Below are 17,608 nucleotides of genomic sequence, written 5' to 3'. Positions count from 1 at the left end.
CGCGGGGCCGGCCACCGCTCCCGATCCACGTGCCCTGGCCCAGGAAGACCTCTCGCGCACGGCGGCCGCCGGCCTCACCCCGGCGGCCGCCCGCGGCGCTCCGCCCACCGGGGATGATGGTCTCCTGCCGGATTTCCGCGCGCTTCCGGGCACCGGCACGCGGACGTTTTCGTTGGAGGGGTGATGTTCGCCGCACTCACCGGGCTCGGCCTGTCCACCGCCGCCGGGCTCAACGCCTACATCCCGCTGCTCGTCGTCGGGCTGGTGGCCCACTTCACCGATGCCGTACGGCTCCCGCAAGGCTACGAGTGGCTCTCCAACGGCTGGGTCCTGCTGATCGTCGCCGTGCTCCTCGTCGCGGAGATCGTGCTCGACAAGGTGCCGGTCGTCGATCACGTCAACGACATCATCCAGACGGCGGTGCGCCCCGCCTCCGGGGGCGTGGTCTTCAGCGCCACGGCGGCCGCCGCCGAGCTGGACAACTCGGCCTGGATGGCGGAGCATCCCGCCGTCGGCTGGATCCTCGGCATCGCCGTCGCCCTCGTGGTCCACGCCGTCAAGGCGAGCGCCCGCCCGGTGGTGAACGTCACCACCGCCGGGGTGGGCGCCCCGGTGGTCAGCACCGTCGAGGACGCGGGCGCGCTCGGCATGAGCCTCATCGCCATCTTCCTGCCGGTGCTGGTCGTCGTCGCGGTCGCGGTCCTCGTCTTCGTCGGCTGGCGGCTCCTCCGCCGTGTGCGCCGCCACCGGGCCGCCCGCCGTTCCCGTACGGCGGAACGCCTGAAACCACCCGCCTGACCATACGGCGGAACCCGCCTGAACCCGCCCACCGCTCCCGGAGGGCAGAACCCACCTGAAACCACCCGCCGCTCCCGTACGGCGGAACCCGCCTGAAACCGCCACGGCGCTCCCGTACCGCGGAGCCCGCCTGAAACCGCCACGGCGCTCCCGTACCGCGGAGCCCGCCTGAAACAAACGCCGCTCCGGGGCGGCAGAACCCACCTGAAAACCACCCGCCGCTCCTGTACCGCGCAGCCCGCCTGAGGCCGCCCGCCGCTCCCCCAGGACGGAAGCCGCCTGAAGCCACCCGCCTCCCCCGAGGCCGTACCTACTGGAGGCGCCGAGGGGGCCTCTTCCGCGGCCCGTGCCGGCACGACGAGGAACCGCCGAGGTGGGACCCGGCCGACGGCGGTCGCGTGCGAGTGCTCCGCCCCGTCAGGCGTCGAAACGGCGGCGAGAGGCCTCGATGTGACCGAGGTACCGGTGGGTCCAGGCGCACATTCCGTCGACGGTCGCGCGCAGGCCCTGGCCCGCCTCAGTGAGGGTGTACTCGACCCGCGGCGGCACGGTCGGGTGCACGGTCCGCTCGACCAGGCCGTTGCGCTCCAGCATGCGCAGATTCTGGGTGAGCATCTTGTGGCTGATGCCCTCGATCTCGTTCCGCAGTTCGCTGAAGCGCAGCGTTCCTTCACCGAGAGACTCGATGATCAGGAACGCCCACTTGTTGGCGACGTCCGAGAAGATCTCCCGTGCCAAAGAATCCGCGCGCAGAAGGTCCGCATCGTCCACTGAGCCTCTGAGCTGCTTTGTCACCATCAGGTGCCCCAGTCACTGAAAAGTGCGTTCTTCCATGTCATCGGCCACTCTCTTACGGTTCCTGAGTAACCACAAGAGACCATGAGCGTCTCGGTTCGGTGGAAGCGAGCCCGCGGGCTCTCATGACAAGGAGGAATGCGGCATGGCCATCACCCTGGTGAACCCCAGCGGACTGCCGGAGATCGACGCCTACCGGCAGGTGTCGATCGCGTCCGGCTCGAAGCTGGTCTTCGTCGCCGGGCAGGTCGCGTGGGACGCCGACGGGGTCACGGTCGGCGCGGGCGACCTCGCCGCCCAGGTCGAGCAGTGCTATCTCAACATCGGCATCGCCCTGGCCGAGGCCGGCGGTTCCTTCGACGACGTGGCGAAACTCACCGTCTACGTCGTCGACTGGACCCCCGACAAGATGCCCCTGTTCCTGGAGGGGGTCGCTCGGGCGGCCGCCAAGCTCGGGGTCACCCCGGTGCCGCCGGGCACGCTGCTGGGTGTCGCGGCGCTGGCCGCACCTGACCATCTGGTCGAGGTCGAGGCCACCGCGGTCATCGACTGAGCAGGCGTTCACGAACGGCCGCCCGCCGGACCCGGCCGCGTCGCTCGCGTAGCCGGCGGATTCACCGCCTGAAGGTCAGCCCTGGCCCGCGCGGCCGACGGATTCACCCGCGCGGCCGACGGATTCACGACCTGAAGGTCAGCACTCGTCCGCATTGCCGACGGATTCGCTGCCCAGAGGTCAGCGCTCGTCCACGAACGCCTGGGCGATGGCGGCCATGTCCTGATATTCGCGCCAGTGCACGACCTGGCCGTCCCTGACCCTCAGAACCAGCACGAACGCCGCGGTCGCACTGCGTCCGGTCGTGGTCACCGTACCCGTCATCTCGTACTCGGCGACGATCACCTCGGGGTCGGCGGTGTGGTGGACGGCACCGGTGCGGAACTCGTCGAACCGAACGGGCAGAGCGCTCCTGCCCGCCGCGTACGCGGGAGCGATCCGGGGCCGGCCGCGGCGACAGGCGCATTTCAGGAGTCGGCCGGGACGGAGAGGGGTTCGAAGAGACAGGCCAGCTCCGCGTAGGTGGCGCCCCTCTTCACCATCGCGCCCATGCGCTGGGCCACTTCGATCGTGAAGTGGTGACCGACCAGCACGGGTGCCAGCGACACCCGGCGGGCGAGGAGATCGGCCGCCGAGGTGCGGTGCGGTGCGCGCACGATGGACACGTTGACCCGGATGGCGTGCTCGTTCCCCCAATGAACGCCGGGGCGATCCGTCTCGATCGCCGAGTAGCGGAAGCCGTGGGCGCGGTCGCAGTCGCCGCAGCCGACGGGACCCGCGCCGAGACGGCTCCCGCAGCCGGGGCAGACCAGGCGGTCCATGGCGGCGTCCACCACCCGCCAGTCGTGCCGGTCGGGCTCGTCCACCACCATCGCGGCGATCCCCTGCTCGTCACCGAGCATGACCGCGCCGAACTCACGGGTGAGGAACTCCCGCCAGCCGCTCTCCACGACCTCGTCCACCAGGATGCGGCAGCGCGGGCAGTCCGGGGCGCCGCCGTACTCCCAGCAACCGCACGCCGAACAACGCCGGAGCCGATCGCCCACCGCCGGCCGCATGCCCTCACCTCGCCTCGCGCTCACCCGCCCGGGCAGCGTATCGGGTCAGATCACCCATCGGCGCGGCACGCCCGGCGAGCGGGCCTGCCACCGCACCCCTCAGGCCAGGCGCCCCCTGACCGGGCCGCCTCACCGCTCAGGCCAGGCGCCCCCCTGACCGGGCCGCCTCACCGCTCAGGCCAGGCGGGCCCACGGGCAGGATGGTCACTTCACCAACCTGATCGGGACGGTCACTTCACGCCGGCCTCGCGCATGTCGCGGAGCTCGCGCTTGAGCTCCTTGATCTCGTCGCGCAGCCGCGCGGCCACCTCGAACTGCAGGTCGGCCGCGGCCGTGTGCATCTGCTCGGTGAGCGACTCGACCAGCGCCTCGAGCTGGGCCCGGGGCATCTCCCCGGCGATCGCCTTGGCGTGCTGCCCCGCCGTACGCGACGCGAGCCCGGGAACCGGGGCCTTGCCGCGCGACTGCTGGCGCCCGCCGCCACCGAGCAACTGCGTGGTGTCGGCGTCCTCCCTGGCCAGGCTGTCCAGGATGTCGGCGATCTTCTTGCGCAGCGGCTGGGGGTCGATCCCGTTCGCCTCGTTGTACGCGATCTGCTTGGCCCGCCGCCGGTTGGTCTCCTCGATGGCCCGCTCCATGCTGGGCGTGACCTTGTCGGCGTACATGTGGACCTGGCCGGAGACGTTTCGCGCGGCACGGCCGATCGTCTGGATCAGCGACGTCTCCGACCGCAGGAACCCCTCCTTGTCGGCGTCCAGGATGGCCACCAGCGACACCTCGGGCAGGTCGAGGCCCTCACGGAGCAGGTTGATGCCGACCAGCACGTCGAACTCGCCCATGCGCAGCTCGCGCAGCAGCTCGATCCTCCGGAGCGTGTCGACCTCGCTGTGCAGGTAACGCACGCGGATGCCGTTCTCCAGGAGATAGTCGGTGAGATCCTCCGCCATCTTCTTGGTCAGGGTGGTGACCAGGGCCCGCTCGTCCTTCTCGGTGCGCAGCCGGATCTCGTGCATCAGATCGTCGATCTGGCCCTTGGTCGGCTTGACGACGACCTCGGGGTCGACCAGCCCGGTCGGGCGGATGACCTGCTCGACCACGTCGCCCTTGGTCCGGCCCAGCTCGTACGGCCCGGGCGTGGCGGACAGGTATACGGTCTGGTCGATCCGCTCCAGAAACTCCTCCCACTTGAGCGGGCGGTTGTCCATCGCGGACGGCAGCCGGAACCCGTGCTCGACCAGGGTGCGCTTGCGCGACGCGTCCCCCTCGTACATCGCGCCGATCTGCGGCACGGTCTGGTGCGACTCGTCCAGGACGAGCAGGAAGTCCTCCGGGAAGTAGTCGAGCAGCGTGTTCGGCGCGCTGCCCGGACCTCGGCCGTCGATGTGGCGGGAGTAGTTCTCGATGCCGGAGCAGGTGCCGATCTGCCTCATCATCTCGATGTCGTACGTCGTGCGCATGCGCAGCCGCTGGGCCTCGAGCAGCTTGCCCTGCTGCTCCATCCGGCCGAGCGACTCGGCGAGCTCCGCCTCGATGTCGCGGATCGCCCGCTCCATCCGCTCCGGACCGGCGACGTAGTGCGAGGCGGGGAAGATGTACAGCTCCTCGTCCTCGGTGATGACCTCGCCGGTGAGCGGGTGCAGCGTGGCGAGCTTCTCGATCTCGTCGCCGAACATCTCGATGCGGACGGCGAGCTCCTCGTACTGCGGGATGATCTCGATGGTGTCGCCGCGCACCCGGAAGGTGCCCCGGGTGAAGGACAGGTCGTTGCGCGCGTACTGCATGTCGACGAGCTTGCGCAGGAGTTGGTCGCGCTCGACCTCCTGGCCCACCTTGAGCCGGACCATGCGGTCGACGTACTCCTGCGGAGTGCCGAGGCCGTAGATGCAGGACACCGACGCCACCACCACCGTGTCGCGCCGGGTCAGCAGCGAGTTGGTCGCGGAGTGGCGCAGCCGCTCCACCTCCTCGTTGATCGAGGAGTCCTTCTCGATGTAGGTGTCGCTCTGCGGGACGTACGCCTCGGGCTGGTAGTAGTCGTAGTACGACACGAAATATTCGACCGCGTTGTTCGGCAACATCTCGCGCAGCTCGTTCGCGAACTGCGCGGCGAGCGTCTTGTTCGGCTGCATGACGAGTGTCGGGCGCTGCAGACGCTCGATGAGCCAGGCGACGGTCGCGGTCTTCCCGGTGCCGGTGGCGCCGAGGAGCACGTTGTCCTTGGTCCCCGCCTTGACTCGGCGCTCCAGATCCGCGATCGCGGTGGGCTGGTCGCCGGACGGTCTCATGTCGGTGACCACCTCGAAGGGAGCCACTTTGCGCTGCAGGTCGGTTACGGGCCTCACGTCTGCATAACCTACGCCGGGCCACCGACATTTCCCGCCCGGGGGCGCCGACGCGTTCCCGGGGACCGCTCGCCGGCCCCTGCGCCGGCCGCACGCGGGTCACGCGGCCCTGGCGCGCAGGTCCTCCCACAGCTCGGCGACGCGGGCGTCCAGGTCCTCCAGCGGGCCCTCGTTCGCGATGACCACGTCGGCGACCTTCAACCGGTCGTCCCTGGCGGCCTGCGCCGCGATGCGGGCCCGCGCGTCACCCTCGGACATGCCCCGCAGCCGGGTGAGGCGGTCCAGGCGGATCTCGTCGGACGCGTCCACGACGACAACCAGGTCGTACATCGACGCGAGCCCGTTCTCGACCAGCAGCGGGACGTCGTAGACCACGATCGCGTCCTCGGGCGCGGCCTCCTGGAGCTCCTGCACCCGCGCGCCCACCTTCGGATGGACGATCGCGTTGAGCACGGCCAGCTTCCCGGCGTCCGCGAAGACGATGGAGCCGAGCCTCTCCCGGTCGAGGCTCCCGTCCGGGCGGAGCACACCGTCGCCGAACGCCTCGACGATCTCCTTGAGCCCCTCGGTGCCGGGCTCCACCACCTCTCGTGCGATCTTGTCGGCGTCGATGACGACCGCCCCGCACCCGGCGAGGCGCCGGGAGACCTCGCTCTTGCCCGATCCGATGCCGCCCGTGAGACCCACCTTCATCACGCCCGCAGCCTATCGGGACCCTCTCGTACCCGGCAGGCGGCCCATAGCGCCCCAAAGCCCGCTCTGCGGACGTCCGGGGACCGGCTGGGTCATCGCGGTGCCGCCTCGCGCCTCATGTGGATCAGGGTGAGATGGTCCTGGAGCCGCTCTCTGCGCGTTTCCCGGTATCCCAGCCGGCGGTAGAGCCGCAGGTTGCCCTCCGAAAGGTGCCCGGTGAACAGGTCGAAGGCGGCGGCCTCCGGGATCTCCGCGTGGAGCGCGTCGAGCAGCGCGGTGCCGATGCCGTTCCCCTGCCGGTCGGGGGCGACGACGAGGCGGCCCACCACGCAGGCGGGACCGGTGGAAGACGTCGTCTCCCGTCCGGGGCGCACTGGCGGGCCGCCCTCGTGCCGCGCGGGGTCCGGCAGCCTGCCGCGCACCGACCCGACGACGCGGGCGCCCTCGACGGCCTTGAGCACCACACCGGTCGCGATCGCGGCGAGGACCTGCTCGTACGACTCGACGAGGGGGGCGATGAAGGGATCGCCGTACATCTGGGCCTCGGTCACGTACGCGGCGCGTTGCAGGGTGAGGATCTCCCCGGCGTCGCCGGGCGACGCCCTCACGATCTCGATGTCCGTCACGGGGGCACCCTATCGACCGGCGAACGAGGCCGGCACGCGGTATCGGAACGCGAAAAGGCCCCGCCGAAGCGGGGCCTTTCCGTGGTTCGTCTACCTCACGTCCCGAGCGGTCAGCTCTGGCCGCCGGCCAGCTTCTCGCGCAGGGCGGCGAGCGCCTCGTCCGAGGCGAGCGCGCCGCCACCGGTCTGGGACGCCCCCGAGGTCTCGCCGGAGTACGACGAGGGAGCGGCCTCGTGAGCCTCCGCCTCCTCGGCGCGGGCCTGCTCGACCTGCTTCTTGTGGGCCTCGAAGCGAGCCTGGGCCTCGGCGTACTGCCGCTCCCACTCCTCGCGCTGCTTGTCGAAGCCCTCGAGCCACTCGCCGGTCTCGGCGTCGAAGCCCTCGGGGTAGATGTAGTTGCCCTGGTCGTCGTAGGTCGCCGCCATGCCGTAGAGCGTGGGGTCGAACTCGACGTCGGCGCCCATCGCGCCCTCGTTCGCCTGCTTCAGCGAGAGGGAGATGCGGCGGCGGTCCAGGTCGATGTCGATGATCTTGACGAAGATCTCGTCGCCCACCTGCACGACCTGCTCCGGGATCTCCACGTGGCGCTCGGCCAGCTCGGAGATGTGGACCAGGCCCTCGATGCCCTCCTCGACCCGGACGAACGCACCGAACGGCACCAGCTTGGTGACGCGGCCGGGCACGACCTGGCCGATCTGGTGGGTGCGGGCGAACTGCTGCCACGGGTCTTCCTGCGTCGCCTTGAGCGAGAGGGAGACGCGCTCGCGCTCCATGTCGACGTCGAGAACCTCGACGGTGACCTCCTGGCCGACCTCGACGACCTCGGACGGGTGGTCGATGTGCTTCCAGGAGAGCTCGGAGACGTGGACCAGGCCGTCGACGCCGCCGAGGTCCACGAACGCACCGAAGTTGACGATCGAGGAGACGACGCCCTTGCGGACCTGACCCTTCTGCAGGGTGTTGAGGAAGGTCTGGCGGACCTCGGACTGGGTCTGCTCCAGCCACGCGCGGCGGGACAGGACCACGTTGTTGCGGTTCTTGTCCAGCTCGATGATCTTCGCCTCGAGCTCGCGGCCGACGTACGGCTGCAGGTCGCGCACGCGTCGCATCTCGACCAGGGACGCCGGCAGGAAGCCACGGAGGCCGATGTCGAGGATGAGACCACCCTTGACGACCTCGATGACGGTGCCGGTGACGATGCCGTCCTCGTCCTTGATCTTCTCGATCGTGCCCCAGGCCCGCTCGTACTGCGCGCGCTTCTTGGACAGGATCAGACGGCCTTCCTTGTCCTCCTTCTGGAGGACCAGGGCCTCGACGTGCTCGCCGACTTCGACGACGTCGGCAGGATCGACATCGTGCTTGATCGAGAGCTCACGCGAAGGAATGACACCCTCGGTCTTGTAGCCGATGTCGAGCAAGACCTCGTCTCGATCGACCTTGACGACGGTGCCCTCAACGATGTCGCCGTCGTTGAAGTACTTGATGGTCTCGTCGATCGCGGCGAGGAAGGCCTCCTCGGAACCGATGTCGTTGACCGCTACCTGCGGGGTGCTCGAGGTGGCCTCAGTGCTGCTCGTCATGTGTGGAATTGCTCCGAACCGGACAGATGTCGTTGTGACCGAGGCGCGATGGGCTTGTTTTTCGTTCAACCAAGGTATGGATGACCGAGCGCGAGCCCGCTCCGTCCGAGGCGCACGCGAGCCCACAGCGCAGCGATCAGCATATGAGACGACGCGTCCCAGGTCAATCCGGCCACAGCACTAGTAAGCGATGACCTTTTTCGCCGCCTTTGAAATGATATTACCTCGAAGCCTCTTCGGTATGGAGATGTGCTCAGGATCCCCATCCGACGTGTAGCGCCGGTCAGGGTGCTTGTCCAGCCAGTCCAGCCAGTAGGCCGAACACCAGCGGCGGCATTCTCCCTTCTTGCCGTTGGACTGGATGCGCCAGATCGCGGACCGGTCGAAGCTTTTCGCGTAGGGCGGAACCGACGGCTCGGCCCCGGCCAGGAAGACGGCGTCGAAGCGGTAGCGCGTGCCGTCCCACTTCCCCGCGAGCGCCGTCCCGCCCTTCCGGGGGCGGGAGCCGTACGGCAGGGCGAGCGTGCGGGACGGCGGGGCCCCGAGCTTCTTGAGCAGCCGCTCCTGCCTGACGATCTGCTCGGCGACCTTCTTCGTGGGCAGCCGCCGCAGGTCGGGATGCGAATACGTATGGTTTGCGACCTCGAAACCGTGATCTACCAGCCATTTCACCGCTGCCTCCTGCCGCTCCCGGTCGGGCAGGCCGAACGGCGCGCGGTTCACCCAGAAGGTCGCGACGGGACGGAAGTCCGGGTACTTGGCCGCGACCTCGTAGATGATCCCGACGGCGGTGTCGTTCCTCGGGTTGCCCTGGTCGTCCAGGGCGAAGTGCGAGGGGTGCCCGTCGTCGAAGGTGAGCACGACCGGGTGCGCCCCCGCCGGGATGTCGATCCTGCCGCTCGCGAACTCGGCGGCCGTGACCGGCACGTAGCCCGCCTTGGCCAGCCGCACCAGCTCGGCCCGGAGCTGGGCGGGCGTCCGGTCGATGGAGGCGATCCGCTTGTTCAGCAGCCGGTGATACATGATCACCGGTACCAGGCCGAGCTCGTTCGCCCCGGCCTCGCGGGCCGACTCCACCGTCGCGGTGAATGGCGGCGGCTCCGCCGCGCTCGGCGAGCCCTGCCCCGGGGGCTCGGCCCTGGCCGGGATCCTCCTGTCTCCGGACTCGTCACCTTCCGCGGAGGGCAGCGCCATCAGCGCCACGAGCCCCACCGCGACCACCGCCGCATTGGCGACCAGCGTCACCCGAGCAAGTTTCCGCACAATGATTTGACCATACTGCGCAAAACTTGTGAAAGGTCATCTCTGCCCGGGTTCCGGGTGAATCGCGCACCGGCCGGGGGCGGCCGGGCCGGGGTCAGTGGCCGGCGTCCTCCCAGGTCGGGCCGGCCCCGACGGACACGTCGAGCGGAACGCGGAACTGGAACGCGCCGCACATGTGCTCGACCACCACGCGCTTGAGCTCCTCCAGCTCGCCGGGAGCGACCTCGAAGACGAGCTCGTCGTGCACCTGGAGCAGCATGCGCGACCTCATGCCCTCGATCGCCCGCTGCACGTCGAGCATCGCCACCTTGATCACATCGGCCGCGGAGCCCTGGATCGGCGCGTTCAGCGCCATGCGCTCCGCCATCTCGCGGCGCTGCCGGTTGTCGCTGGTCAGGTCCGGCAGGTAGCGGCGGCGGCCGAGGATCGTCTCGGTGTAGCCGTCCTTGCGCGCTCGGGAGACCACCTCCTCCAGGTAGTCGCGGACCCCGCCGAACTCCTGGAAGTACTCGTCCTTGAGTGCGCGCGCCTCGGCGACCGGGATGCCGAGCTGGCCGGACAGCCCGAAGTCGGACAGACCGTAGGCGAGGCCGTAGTTCATCGCCTTGATCCTGGCCCGCAGGTCGGCGTCCACCTGCTCGGGCGGGAGGTCGAACACCCGCGCGGCCGTCGCCTTGTGGAAGTCGTGCCCCGACTCGAACGCCGCGATCAGCGACTCGTCACCGGACAGGTGCGCCATGATCCGCAGCTCGATCTGACTGTAGTCGGCGGTGAGCAGCGTCTCGTACCCCTGCCCCACGACGAAGCCCTTGCGGATCCGGCGGCCCTCGGCGGTGCGGATGGGCACGTTCTGCAGGTTGGGCTTCTCCGAGCTGAGCCGCCCGGTCGCCGCCTTGATCTGGTTGAACGTGGTGTGGATGCGCCCGTCGTCGCCGATCTCCTTGATCAGGCCCTCGACCGTGGTGCGCAGCTTCATCTGGTCGCGGTGCCGCAGCATGATCGTCGGCAGCTCGTGCTCGGTCTGCTCCGCCAGCCACGCCAGCGCGTCGGCGTCGGTGGTGTAACCGGTCTTGGTCTTCTTCGTCTTGGGCAGGTTCAGCCGGACGAAGAGGATCTCCTGGAGCTGCTTGGGCGACCCGAGGTTGAACTGCTCGCCCACCGAGGCGTGCGCCGCCTCGACCGCCTGCTTGACCGCCGCGCCGAACTCCGCCTCCAGCGCCGCGAAGTACTGCCCGTCGGCCGCGATGCCGGCCCGCTCCATCGAGGCGAGCACCCGCAGCAGGGGCAGCTCGACCTCGGTGACCAGCCGGGTGCCGCCCCGGCTGGACAGGCGCGCCTCCAGCTCGTCGGCCAGGTCGCGTACGGCGTGGGCGCGCAGCGCCAGCTCGGCCGCAGCCGCGTCGTCCTCCTCGAACAGGCTGGTCTGCCCGTTCGCGCTGGTCTCGCTGCGCAGCTCGCGGTGAAGGTAACGCAGGACGAGGTCGTTCAGCGGGAACGAGCTCTGCCCCGGCAGCGCCAGGTAGGCGGCGAGCGCGGTGTCGCAGGTCAGGCCGCGCAGGTCCATGCCGAGCTCCCACAGGGCGAGCAGCGGCCCCTTGGCGTCGTGGACGGCCTTCGGCCTGGCCTCGTCGGCGAGCCACGCGCCCAGGGCGGCCTCGTCCTCCGGAGTGAGCTGGGTCGGGTCGATGTAGGCGGCGCCCTCCCCCGCGGCGACCGCGATGCCGTCGAGCCGCCCGGTGCCACTCCCGTACGAGCCGCGGAACTCGAGGCCGGCGCGGCCCTCGGGCAGCGCGGCCAGCCACGCGCCGACCTCGCCGGGACCGAGCACCGTGACCTCGACCTCGAAGCCCTCACCCGTCTCGGGCTCGGCCGTGCCGAGGGTCTTGAAGAGCCGGTCGCGCAGCTCGCCGCGGATCTGCAGCGTGTCGAGCAGCTTGTTGATCTCCTCGCGGTCCCACTCGCCCACCGTCAGCGCGTCCGGCGCCGCGTCGAGGGGGACGTCGCGCCGCAGCTCGGTCAGCATCCGGTTGTGGATCACCTGGGCGAGGTGCTCGCGGAGCTTCTCGCCGACCTTGCCCTTGACCTCGTCGGCCCGGCGGACCAGCTCGTCCAGCGAGCCGTACTCGGAGATCCACTTGGTGGCGGTCTTCTCGCCCACGCTGGGGATGCTCGGCAGGTTGTCGCTCGGGTCGCCGCGCAGCGCGGCGAAGTCGGGGTACTGCGCCGGGGTGAGGCCGTACTTGTCCATGACGGCCTCGGGCGTGAACCGGGTCATGTCGCTGATGCCGCGCCGCGTCATCAGCACCGTCACCTTGTCGTCGACGAGCTGCAGCGCGTCGCGGTCGCCGGTGACGATCAGGACGTTCATCCCCGCGCCGGAGGCCTGCGTGGCGAGCGTCGCGATCAGGTCGTCGGCCTCGTACCCCGCGAGCGACATACGGGGGACGCGCAGCGCGTCGAGCAGCTCGAAGATGAGCTGCACCTGGCCGCGGAAGTCCTCCGGCGTCTCCGACCTGTTCGCCTTGTAGGACTCGAACGCCTCGTGCCGGAAGGTCGGCTCGCTCCGGTCGAAGCAGACCGCGACGTGACTCGGCCGCTCGTCACGGAGAATATTGGTCAACATCGAGGTGAAGCCGTACACCGCTTCCGTGTGCTGACCGTCCGTCGTCATGAGGTTCGCGTCCTTCAGGGCGTAGAAGGCGCGGTAGGCAAGGGAATGACCGTCCAGGAGCAGCAGGCAGGGACGGTCGGGGGTCGCTTCGGTGTTCGGCACATCCGCAGCCTAGTCTCCATCTACGACAGAAACCGCAGGCTCTTGCGCACAGGAGGCATCCCCTTGACCCTGACCAATCCCGACGAGTCCGTGACCTTCCTCAACCAGATCAGCCGCGGGCACCTCCCGGATCGGATGGGCATCGAGCTCCTGGAGGCGACCCCCGAGAAGGTGGTCGGGCGCATGCCGGTGGAGGGCAACACCCAGCCGTACGGCCTGCTGCACGGCGGCGCCTCCTGCGTGCTCGCCGAGTCCGTGGGCTCGATGGGGGCCGCGCTGCACGCCGGGCCCGGGCGGGTCGCGGTCGGCATCGAGATCAGCGCCACGCACCACCGCTCCGCCACCTCCGGCCACGTCACCGCGGTCGCCACCCGCATCCACGGCGGCCGCAGCCTCGCCACGTACGACATCGAGATCACCGACGACGAGGGCCGCCGGGTCTGCACGGCGCGGCTCACGTGCATGCTGCGCGACGCCGGCTGACCGAGCCCGCCCTCCGGCCGATCGGGACGGATCGCGCCGTTTCTTTGCACAGCGGGCGGTGCCGTCGCTACCGTAGTAGCTCGCTCGGAGCCCGTGGCGAGCCGAGTAGACAACGTGCGGAGCCGGGGAAGCTGCGCGCGGACCCAAAGGCCGCCGCGGGCTCGACGAGTCGGACGGGACGGCGCCGTCCCCTCCCCCACTCCGACCGCGCGGATCGCGCGCGGGAAACGATCCGGAAACACCTGATCACATCCCAGTGCGGGATCCCGCTCTCCGATCTATCGTGCGGTAATGCCGTGGTTTGCCCGGACCGTACTGCTCGCGGTCACCACCGTGACCGCGGGCGCCCTCGTGACCGGATGCTCGGACCCGCCGCCGAAGCCGGCCGCCACCGCCCACACCTACCTGCTCCCGGCCGAGACCGCCCGCCCCGGTGAGCGCGTGCTCCGCCCCTCCCTCGTGACCGACGGCGCCACCCGGTTCTGGCTCGTCGGCTTCCAGGACGGCTTGTCGAGCCTCATCGGCAGCCACGCGGAGTGGAACGCCAAGGGCCGGTTCGCGAGCGTCAGGATCGTCGTCCAGAACATCGACAGGACCAACTCGAAGTTCGACGCCAAACGCCAGCTTCTCATCGCGTCCGACGGCCGCGAGTTCCCCGTCGACTCCTTCACCCAGGCGATGAAGCGGCAGCCCGACGAGATGATGATCGGCAGCTTCGTGCGCACGGAGTTCGACCTCTGGTTCGACGTCCCGAAGGACGCCACGATCACGAAGGTCCGGCTGTTCGGCGCGCCGCAGTTCGGCTCGGTCACACCGTCCAAGGGCGTCGAGCTGCCCGTCCGCTGAGGCCGCGTGCGCGAGAAGCGGAGCGCGCGCCCCGCGGCGTACGAGGCGCAAGCGGGCCGACGCGCACGAGGCGCACGCGGGCCGAGGCGCACGCGGGCCGAGCGCACACGGGAGGCCGGCCGGGATCGCCGTCCCGGCCGGCCTCCTCAGCGCAGCACCTTCGGTGCCGCCAGTACCGCCAGTGTCGCCAGCGCCGTCAGTGCTGGCCGAGCGCGCCGCCCAGGTACGCCTCGCGCACCTGCGGGTCGTCCAGGAGGTCGGCCGCCGGAGCGGACTTGACCACCGTGCCGGTCTCCAGGACGTACGCCCGGTGGGCGAGCTGGAGCGCCTGCTGCGCGTTCTGCTCGACCAGCAGGACCGTGGTGCCCCGCTCGTTGATCCGCTTGATGATCGAGAAGATCTGCGCCACCAGCATGGGCGCCAGCCCCATCGACGGCTCGTCGAGGAGGAGCACCTTGGGCTTGCTCATCAGCGCGCGGCCGATGGCGACCATCTGCTGCTCGCCGCCAGACATCGTGCCGCCGTGCTGGTTCTTGCGCTCGGCCAGGCGCGGGAACAGCTCGAAGACCTCGTCCAGGTCCTTGGAGAAGTCGCCGCGCCGGGCGTACGCGCCCATGAGGAGGTTCTCCGTCACCGTCATGCCGGGGAACACGCCCCGGCCCTCCGGGGACTGGCCGATGCCGACGAGCACGCGCTTGTGCCCCGGCAGGCGGCTGATGTCCTTGCCGTCGAAGACGATGCTGCCCGACGACAGGTTGCGCAGCCCCGAGATGGTCTTGAGCGTCGTGGTCTTGCCCGCGCCGTTGGCGCCGATGAGCGTGACGATCTCGCCCTCGCCGACCTCCAGCGACACGCCCTTGAGAGCCTCGATCTTGCCGTAGTGGACGTGGATGTCCTTGATCTCAAGAAGCATCTGCGGGAGCTCCCAAGTACGCCTCGATGACCCGCGGGTCGTTCTGCACATCGGCCGGGAGACCGTCGGCGATCTTCTGGCCGAAGTCCAGCACCGCGATGCGGTCGCTGATGCCCATGATCAGGGCCATGTCGTGCTCGATCAGCAGGATCGTGCGGCCCGCGTCGCGGATGGCCTTGATCAGCTTCTGCAGCTCGATCTTCTCCGCCGGGTTCATCCCCGCGGCGGGCTCGTCCAGCAGCAGGAGCTTGGGCTCGGTCGCGAGCGCCCGGACGATCTCCAGCCTGCGCTGGTCGCCGTACGGGAGGTTCTTGGCCGTCTCGTCGGCGCGGTGGGCGATGCCGGCGAACTCCAGCAGCTCCATCGCCCGCTCGCGGCCGCGCCTCTCCTCGCGCCGGTGCCACGGCAGCCCGAGCGCCGCCCCGACCGCGCCGGTCCTGTGGTGCGCGTCCGCGCCCACCAGGACGTTCTCCAGAGCCGACATGTTGTGGAACAGCCGGATGTTCTGGAAGGTGCGGGCGACGCCGAGCTTGGTCACCTTGAACCGCTTCAGGCCGTTGATCTTCTGGCCGTCGAAGACGATCTCGCCCGAGGTCGGACGGTAGACACCGGTGATCGTGTTGAACACCGTGGTCTTGCCCGCGCCGTTCGGGCCGATGAGCGCGAAGATCTCCCCTTCCCTGATGGTGAGGTCGACTCCGCCGAGCGCCTGGACGCCGCCGAAGCGCATGGTCACCTGGCGGAGCTCCAGGAGCGTCTTGTCCGGCAGGCTCACTTGGCCACCTCCTCGGCGGGCCGGTCGCCGCCGGCCTCGTCACCGCTCGCGGCGGATGTCTCCGGCTTGGTCCCGCCCGCGCTCGCGACGGCGCGGCGTCGGCGAGGTGGCAGCAGCCCTTCCGGCCGCAGCGCCATCATCAGCACGAGCGCGGCGCCGAAGATGAGGATCCGGTAGTCCGCGAAGCCGCGGAACCGCTCGGGCAGCCAGGCGATCAGGAACGCGCCGATCATGACGCCGGGCAGGTTGCCCGAGCCGCCGAGGACCACCGCGGCCAGGATCGTGGCCGACAGGATGAACGGGAAGTTGGGCGGCTGGATCGCGATGACCTTGCTGGCCCAGATGACGCCGGTGAGGCCGCCGATCATGGCCCCGATGAAGAAGGCCAGGAGCTTGAACTTGAAGGTCGGCACGCCCATCAGCTCGGCGGCGTCCTCGTCCTCCCTGATGGCCTCCCAGGCCCGGCCGACCCGGCTCCGCTCCAGCCGTTTCGCGAAGACGACGACGAGGATGATCGCCGCGAGCAGCAGGTAGTAGTACGGCAGCGGGTCGAGGAAGAACTCCACCCCGAAGATCGGCTCCGGGTGGGGGATGTTGGTGATGCCGCGCGAGCCGCCGATGTACTCGGTGTTCTGCGCGGTGATCCGGACGATCTCGCCGAATCCCAGCGTGACGATCGCGAGGTAGTCCCCGCGCAGCCGCAGCGTCGGCGAGCCGAGGATGATGCCCGACACCGCCGTCATGAAGATACCGACGACCAGCACCGGCCAGAAGGTCCAGCCGTACTTGGTGCCGAAGATCGCCATGGTGTAGGCGCCGATGGCGTAGAAGGCGACGAAGCCGAGGTCCAGCAGGCCGGCCTGCCCGACCACCACGTTCAGGCCCACCGCGAGCAGGACGTACGTCCCGATCGGGCTGAACAGCAGCGACGCCCAGTGCGAGTGCGGGGACATGAACGACCCGATGGCGTCGCTGGGCGCGACGATCGCGAGCGCGATCAGCAGGGCGTACACGGTCCAGCGGGCCCAGCCGGGCGCGGTCGCCCACCAGTCGCGCACGCCGTCGGTGTAGCCGCCGACCGTCCGTCTGAGGGCCGTCAGCGGGTTTCCTGATCGGACGTTGGAGTTAGCGTTCATGCGCGCGCTCGCTGGAGGGATTCACCGAGGATGCCGGTGGGACGGAACAGGAGGACGAGGACGAGGACGGTGAAGGCGATGACGTCCTTCCACTCGGAGCCGAAGAAGATCGAGCCCCAGTTCTCGATGAGGCCGAGCATGAGCCCGCCGAGGAGCGCCCCACGTAGGTTGCCGATGCCGCCGAGCACCGCCGCGGTGAACGCCTTGACGCCGAGCAGGAAGCCGACGTTGAAGCGGAGGTTCTCGAACTCCATGGCGTAGAGCAGCGCGGCCACGCCGGCCATGGCGCCGCCGACGAAGAAGGTGGTGCGGATGATGCTGTCGATGTTCACGCCCATGAGCACGGCGGTCTCGGGGTCCTGGGAGGTCGCCCGGATGCCGCGGCCGATCTTGGTGCGGTTCACGAAGACGTCGAGCAGGATCATCATCGCCACGGCGGCGACGATGATGAACAGGTGGTCGTTCCTGATGTCGGTGTTGCCGATCGAGAAGACCGTCTCGCGGTCGAAGAGCCGCGGGACGGGGACCTGGTTGCGGCCCTGGGAGGGACGGTCGAACACCTCGGGGATGATCACCAGGGCGAAGAGCTCCTGGAGGAAGATCGAGGCGCCGATCGCGGAGATGAGCGCCGCGAGCCGGGAGGCGCCGCGCCTGCGCAGCGGTCGGTACGCCACCCGCTCCAGCACGACGGCCGCGCCGCCCGAGGCGGCCATGGAGGCCAGCAGAAGCAGGAGCATCGTCCCGACCAGCGCGATCCCGCTGAGCGGGCCCGTGATCCCCATCAAGTTGATCACGAACAGCGCCGCGAAGGAGCCGATCATGAAGATTTCCGAGTGGGCGAAGTTGATCAGGCGCAGCACGCCGTACACCATCGTGTACCCGAGAGCGATCAGCGCGTAGATCGCGCCGCTGGCCAGGCCGCCCACAGTGGAGGGCCCGACCTGGTTGATGAAGTCGTTGAGCACGGTGGTCGC

At 69.7% G+C, this 17,608-nt stretch carries 17 protein-coding genes; 4 read left to right on the top strand and 13 right to left on the bottom strand.

Annotated elements, in window-relative coordinates:
* Positions 1-183 precede the first annotated feature (183 nt).
* Positions 184-798: a DUF4126 domain-containing protein gene (locus AWQ70_RS16955; protein WP_067177061.1), complete on the top strand. Its 615-nt coding sequence runs from the start codon at positions 184-186 to the stop codon at positions 796-798.
* A 417-nt stretch (positions 799-1,215) separates the two neighbouring features.
* Here AWQ70_RS16955 and AWQ70_RS16950 read toward each other — a convergent pair whose 3' ends face one another.
* The gene (locus AWQ70_RS16950; protein WP_067177059.1) at positions 1,216-1,596 is read right to left on the bottom strand and encodes a winged helix-turn-helix transcriptional regulator; all 381 of its coding nucleotides are present in this window, start codon (positions 1,594-1,596) and stop codon (positions 1,216-1,218) included.
* A gap of 142 nt (positions 1,597-1,738) precedes the next feature.
* On the opposite strand from AWQ70_RS16950, the gene AWQ70_RS16945 reads away from it, so the two are divergent.
* Entirely contained in the window at positions 1,739-2,146 is a 408-nt protein-coding gene (locus AWQ70_RS16945) for a RidA family protein (protein WP_067177057.1), read from the top strand.
* Between the two features lie 180 nt (positions 2,147-2,326).
* On the opposite strand, the gene AWQ70_RS37675 is transcribed toward AWQ70_RS16945, so the two are convergent.
* The 8 genes from AWQ70_RS37675 to polA all read right to left on the bottom strand — a co-directional run bounded on the left by AWQ70_RS37675 (position 2,327) and on the right by polA (position 12,481).
* A complete protein-coding gene (locus AWQ70_RS37675; protein ID WP_281197039.1) occupies positions 2,327-2,617 on the bottom strand; it encodes a nuclear transport factor 2 family protein in 291 nt (96 codons plus the stop codon).
* Positions 2,614-3,204, bottom strand: coding sequence for a hypothetical protein (locus AWQ70_RS16940; RefSeq protein ID WP_218004576.1), 591 nt, complete (start codon positions 3,202-3,204; stop codon positions 2,614-2,616). Before AWQ70_RS16940 ends, AWQ70_RS37675 begins: the two co-directional genes overlap by 4 nt.
* Before the next feature lie 230 nt (positions 3,205-3,434).
* Positions 3,435-5,546, bottom strand: a complete 2,112-nt coding sequence (gene uvrB / locus AWQ70_RS16935) for an excinuclease ABC subunit UvrB (protein WP_067177055.1) — start codon at positions 5,544-5,546, stop codon at positions 3,435-3,437.
* Between the two features lie 99 nt (positions 5,547-5,645).
* Positions 5,646-6,242 carry a dephospho-CoA kinase gene (gene coaE / locus AWQ70_RS16930; protein WP_067177053.1) on the bottom strand — a complete coding sequence of 199 codons (597 nt, stop codon included), beginning with the start codon at positions 6,240-6,242 and terminating at the stop codon, positions 5,646-5,648.
* 89 nt (positions 6,243-6,331) lie between these two features.
* Positions 6,332-6,865, bottom strand: a complete 534-nt coding sequence (locus AWQ70_RS16925; protein WP_067177050.1) for a GNAT family N-acetyltransferase — start codon at positions 6,863-6,865, stop codon at positions 6,332-6,334.
* 110 nt (positions 6,866-6,975) lie between these two features.
* Entirely contained in the window at positions 6,976-8,445 is a 1,470-nt protein-coding gene (gene rpsA, locus AWQ70_RS16920) for a 30S ribosomal protein S1 (protein WP_067177048.1), read from the bottom strand.
* Between the two features lie 180 nt (positions 8,446-8,625).
* Complete coding sequence (locus tag AWQ70_RS16915; RefSeq protein WP_245647000.1) at positions 8,626-9,708, bottom strand: polysaccharide deacetylase family protein; 1,083 nt, start codon at positions 9,706-9,708, stop codon at positions 8,626-8,628.
* Between the two features lie 94 nt (positions 9,709-9,802).
* Positions 9,803-12,481 (bottom strand): DNA polymerase I, encoded by a 2,679-nt coding sequence (gene polA, locus AWQ70_RS16910; protein ID WP_067177045.1) that lies wholly within the window; start codon positions 12,479-12,481, stop codon positions 9,803-9,805.
* Between the two features lie 63 nt (positions 12,482-12,544).
* Here polA and AWQ70_RS16905 point away from each other — a divergent pair, with 63 nt between their 5' ends.
* Together AWQ70_RS16905 and AWQ70_RS16900 are read left to right on the top strand one after the other, a co-directional pair.
* Entirely contained in the window at positions 12,545-12,964 is a 420-nt protein-coding gene (locus tag AWQ70_RS16905) for a PaaI family thioesterase (RefSeq protein ID WP_067177042.1), read from the top strand.
* Between the two features lie 291 nt (positions 12,965-13,255).
* Positions 13,256-13,810 (top strand): hypothetical protein, encoded by a 555-nt coding sequence (locus AWQ70_RS16900; RefSeq protein WP_067177039.1) that lies wholly within the window; start codon positions 13,256-13,258, stop codon positions 13,808-13,810.
* Between the two features lie 196 nt (positions 13,811-14,006).
* Here AWQ70_RS16900 and AWQ70_RS16895 read toward each other — a convergent pair whose 3' ends face one another.
* Genes AWQ70_RS16895 through AWQ70_RS16880 form a run of 4 tightly spaced genes read right to left on the bottom strand, consistent with a single transcriptional unit; the run spans position 14,007 to position 17,599 of the window.
* Positions 14,007-14,723, bottom strand: coding sequence for an ABC transporter ATP-binding protein (locus tag AWQ70_RS16895; protein ID WP_067177037.1), 717 nt, complete (start codon positions 14,721-14,723; stop codon positions 14,007-14,009).
* Positions 14,713-15,453 carry an ABC transporter ATP-binding protein gene (locus AWQ70_RS16890; protein WP_157530150.1) on the bottom strand — a complete coding sequence of 247 codons (741 nt, stop codon included), beginning with the start codon at positions 15,451-15,453 and terminating at the stop codon, positions 14,713-14,715. Before AWQ70_RS16890 ends, AWQ70_RS16895 begins: the two co-directional genes overlap by 11 nt.
* Positions 15,454-15,494: 41 nt before the next feature.
* The gene (locus AWQ70_RS16885; RefSeq protein WP_067177032.1) at positions 15,495-16,634 is read right to left on the bottom strand and encodes a branched-chain amino acid ABC transporter permease; all 1,140 of its coding nucleotides are present in this window, start codon (positions 16,632-16,634) and stop codon (positions 15,495-15,497) included.
* Complete coding sequence (locus AWQ70_RS16880; protein ID WP_067177029.1) at positions 16,631-17,599, bottom strand: branched-chain amino acid ABC transporter permease; 969 nt, start codon at positions 17,597-17,599, stop codon at positions 16,631-16,633. The genes AWQ70_RS16885 and AWQ70_RS16880 overlap by 4 nt, the downstream gene beginning before the upstream one ends.
* Positions 17,600-17,608: the final 9 nt, after the last annotated feature.

This window comes from Microtetraspora niveoalba (assembly GCF_001570405.1).
GTDB lineage: Bacteria > Actinomycetota > Actinomycetes > Streptosporangiales > Streptosporangiaceae > Microtetraspora > Microtetraspora niveoalba.
This window is presented reverse-complemented; position numbering and strand designations above follow the sequence as displayed.